Source organism: Lacisediminihabitans sp., from assembly GCF_036404185.1.
GTDB lineage: Bacteria > Actinomycetota > Actinomycetes > Actinomycetales > Microbacteriaceae > Lacisediminihabitans.
In genome coordinates, this window is sequence record NZ_DASWPB010000230.1 from 1 (window position 1) to 3,910 (window position 3,910).

At 70.8% G+C, this 3,910-nt stretch carries 3 protein-coding genes; all 3 read right to left on the bottom strand.

Going from position 1 to position 3,910, the window contains the following annotated elements:
• A partial coding sequence (locus tag VGC18_RS16005) for a formimidoylglutamate deiminase (RefSeq protein WP_331099233.1) occupies positions 1-1,253 on the bottom strand: 1,253 nt, incomplete at its 3' end.
• Positions 1,250-2,476, bottom strand: a complete 1,227-nt coding sequence (locus tag VGC18_RS16010; RefSeq protein ID WP_331099235.1) for an allantoate amidohydrolase — start codon at positions 2,474-2,476, stop codon at positions 1,250-1,252. The genes VGC18_RS16010 and VGC18_RS16005, both read right to left, overlap by 4 nt.
• On the bottom strand, positions 2,473-3,910 hold a 1,438-nt coding region (gene hutU / locus VGC18_RS16015; protein WP_331099237.1), incomplete at its 5' end, for a urocanate hydratase. The genes VGC18_RS16010 and hutU, both read right to left, overlap by 4 nt.

The following is a 3,910-nucleotide window of genomic DNA, read 5'->3' on the forward strand; positions in this document are numbered from 1 at the left end:
CCATCGACGACGACACGACCGCCGACCACCACGGTGTCCACGTCCGCCGCCGTCGCGGCGAGCCATATCTGATCGGGCGAGGCTCCCGCGGTGCGCGGGGTGTTTCCGGCGACGACGACCAGATCGCAGACCGCCCCGACGGCGATCCTGCCGCCGTTCCAGCCGAGGGAGGCGTATCCGGACGCACTCGCCGCATCGAGCAGTTGGGCGGGGGCGAAGCGCCCGCGCTTCCCCGTCGCCAGGCGGTCGTCCATCTCGAGGCCCCTCATCTCCTCGAAGGGGTCGATGATCGCGTGCTGATCGCTGCCGAGGCTGAGTCCCACACCCGCCGAAAGAAGAGCGGAGGCGGGCCCGATGCCGTCGGCGAGATCGCGCTCAGTACTCGGGCAGACACACACCGTGCTCGAGCTCTCGCCGAGCAGGGAGATGTCGTCATCGGTCAGGTGTGTGCCGTGCACCGCGGTGAAGAGGGGCCCGAGCAGGCCGGCGTCCGCGAGAAGCCGGGTGGGGGTCTTCCCCCACGCGGCGAACGCGCTCTCGTTCTCGGCGGGCTGTTCCGAGACGTGGGCGTGCAGTGGGATGCCATCGACCCTCTCGCGCAGGGATTCCAGGACGGTTGGATCCACGGCGCGCACGGAATGGACGGCCGCACCGAGCCTGGCGAGGGGACCCGTCCGGACCATCGAACGCCGCCGGTCCCAGCCGTCGAGCGAGCCGTCGCTGAATCGTTGTTGTTCGGCGCCGAGCGGAATCGCGACGCCCCGCGCATCCACACCCCCGTTCAGGTAGAGGGTGTCGAGCAGCGTGATCCGAATGCGCGCCAGGGAGGCGGCGGCGAGCACGGCGTCCTCCATCGCCGTCGAGGGGTCGTAGGACTCCCCACCAGCCGCGCGATGCGGATAGTGGAACTCACCGACGAGGGTGTAACCAGCGAGGACCATCTCGGAGAACACGGCGCTGGCGAGGTCGAAGTAGCGATCGGGATCGAGGCGCGCCGCCGCCCGGTACATGAGGTCGCGCCAGGTCCAGAAGGTACCGCCCCCGCCATGGGTGCGCCCCCGGAGCACCCGATGGAAGGCGTGCGAGTGGGCGTTGGCGAGCCCGGGAAGCACGAGGCCGGTCAGCCGCCGGTCGCCGTCGCGGGCAGCGGCATCCGGCTGGACGAGTGTGACGATTCCGCCGCGCTCCTCGATCCGCACGGCGAGCTCGGCGATGCCGTCGACGATGGCGCGCTCACACCAGTAGCTCGTCATCGCGTCGGTGCCGCCGTCCGGGCCCTGATCGCCTCCGCGAGGGCGAGGGCACCGAGCTCGCAGTCCACGTCGTCGACGTACTCCTCCGGCGAGTGCGAGATCCCGCTGGGGTTGCGCACGAGGATCATCGCCGTCGGGACGCCGGCGAGCGCGAGGACCCCGGCGTCGTGCCCGGCCCCGGAGGCAAGCACGGGCAGCGGGGAGTCGGTCACCGACTCGAGGATCGGGGCGAGCTCGGCGACCAGCGACCGGTCGAAGACGGTGGCCGCCGTCCAGGACTCCTCGACCGGATGCAGGCCCGTGGTGCGCTCGACCTCGTCGACCAGCCAGCGGATGCGCTGCTCGTCGGCGGCGCGGGCGTCGATCCAGGCGGATGCCGCGGCAGGGATGGCGTTGACCGCTCCCGGCCGCACCCGCACCTTGCCGACCGTCGCGAGAGCGTCCTCTCGGACGGCGGCCGCGCGCACGGAGAGGATCACCTGGGCCAGGCCGATCATGGGATCGCGACGGTCGGCGATCGGCGTCGTGCCGGCATGGTTCTGCTGGCCGGTCACGTCCACCCGCCAGCGGCCGTGCGGCCAGATCTGGTCGGCCAAGCCGATGCGTGCCCCTGCCGCTCCGATGCCGGCGGCTCCCCCGTTCGTCGGCAGGTGCCCCTGCTCGACGTGCAGTTCGATGAACTCGCCGATCCGTCCCAAGCGCTCCGCATCGGAACCGAGTCCACCGGGGTTCTGGCCCGCCGCCGTCATCGCCTCGGCCAGCGAGGTCCCGTCGAGGTCGCGCAGCCCGCGGGCAAGGTCGGCGTCCAGCGCCCCCGTCATGAGCCGAGAGCCGGCACAGGCCAGACCGAAGCGCGCGCCCTCCTCGTCGGCGAAGGCGACGATCGCGACCGGACGACGGAGGATCACCCCGTCGGCCTGCAGGACGGCGACCGCAGCGAAGGCCGAGGCGACCCCGAGCGGGCCATCGTATGGGCCGCCGCTCGGCACGCTGTCCAGGTGCGATCCGACCACGAGGGCGGCTCCCTCCAGTTCCGGATGCCACCATGCCCAGAGGTTGCCGTTGCGGTCGGTCTCGACGTCGAGGCCGAGAGAGGCGGCCGACTGCCGGAACCAGGCCCGGCATTCGGCATCCGCCGCCGTCCAGGCGAGCCGGTCGTAACCGCCGGACACCGGATTGCGGCCGATGCCGGCGAGCTCGCCGAGCAGGGCGGTGACGGTCACTCGCCCTCCGCCATGGGAACCCGAACCCCGAGTTTGGACGCAACCTCGATCGCCTCGTCGTAACCGGCGTCGACGTGGCGGATCACTCCGGTCGCCGGGTCGTTGCTGAGCACCCTCGCGAGCTTCTGCGCAGCCAGCTCCGTTCCGTCGGCCACCGTCACCTGACCGGCATGGATGGACCGGCCGATGCCGACCCCGCCACCGTGATGGATGGACACCCAGGTCGCCCCAGAGGAGGCGTTGACCAGCGCGTTGAGCAGCGGCCAGTCGGCGATCGCATCCGAGCCGTCCTTCATCGCCTCGGTCTCCCGGTACGGGGAGGCGACCGAGCCGGAATCCAGATGGTCGCGACCGATCACGATCGGCGCCGAGATCTCCCCCGACGCCACCATCTCGTTGAAACGAAGCCCCGCGCGGTCCCGCTCGCCGTAGCCGAGCCAGCAGATACGCGCGGGCAGCCCCTGGAAGTGCACCCGCTCCTGCGCCATGCGGATCCATTTACCGAGCGACTCGTTCTCCGGGAACATCTCCAGGATGGCGCGATCGGTCGCGTAGATGTCCTGCGGGTCGCCGCTGAGCGCGGCCCAGCGGAACGGGCCCTTGCCCTGGGAGAACAGCGGGCGGATGTAGGCGGGCACGAACCCGGGGAAGGCGAACGCGTCGGAGTAGCCGGCCGTCTTCGCCTCCGTGCGGATGTTGTTGCCGTAGTCGAAGACCTCCGCGCCGACGGATTGGAAACCGACCATCGCCTCGACCTGCGCCGCCATCGAGGAGCGCGAACGCTCGATGAAGGCCTTCGGATCGGATGCGCGGGCCGAGGCCCAGTCATCGAAGCCGATGCCGAGAGGAAGATAGGCGAGCGGATCATGGGCGCTGGTCTGGTCGGTGACGATGTCGATCTCCGCACCCATCGCCAGCATGCGCGGGAAGACGTCCGCGGCGTTGCCGAGCAGGCCGATGCTCAGCGCCTTCCTGGCGTCCCTCGCCGAGTAGGCGACCTCGAGCGCGTGCTCGATCGACCGGGCCTCGACGTCCAGGTAGCCGTGTTCGATGCGGCGGGCGATCCGACTCCGATCGACATCGACGAGGATGGCGACCCCGTCGTTCATGGTCACGGCCAGCGGCTGGGCGCCGCCCATCCCGCCGCATCCGCCGGTGACGGTCAACGTCCCGGCCAGGGTGCCGCCGAACTTCTTGGCCGCCACCGCGGCGAAGGTCTCATAGGTTCCCTGCAGGATGCCCTGGGTGCCGATGTAGATCCACGACCCGGCGGTCATCTGCCCGTACATCGTGAGGCCGAGGTTCTCCAGCCGGCGGAACTCCGGCCAGTTGGCCCAGTCGGGCACCAGGTTGGAGTTGGCGATGAGGACGCGCGGCGCCCACTCGTGGGTCTGCATGACGCCCACCGGCCGGCCGCTCTGCACCAGCAGGGTC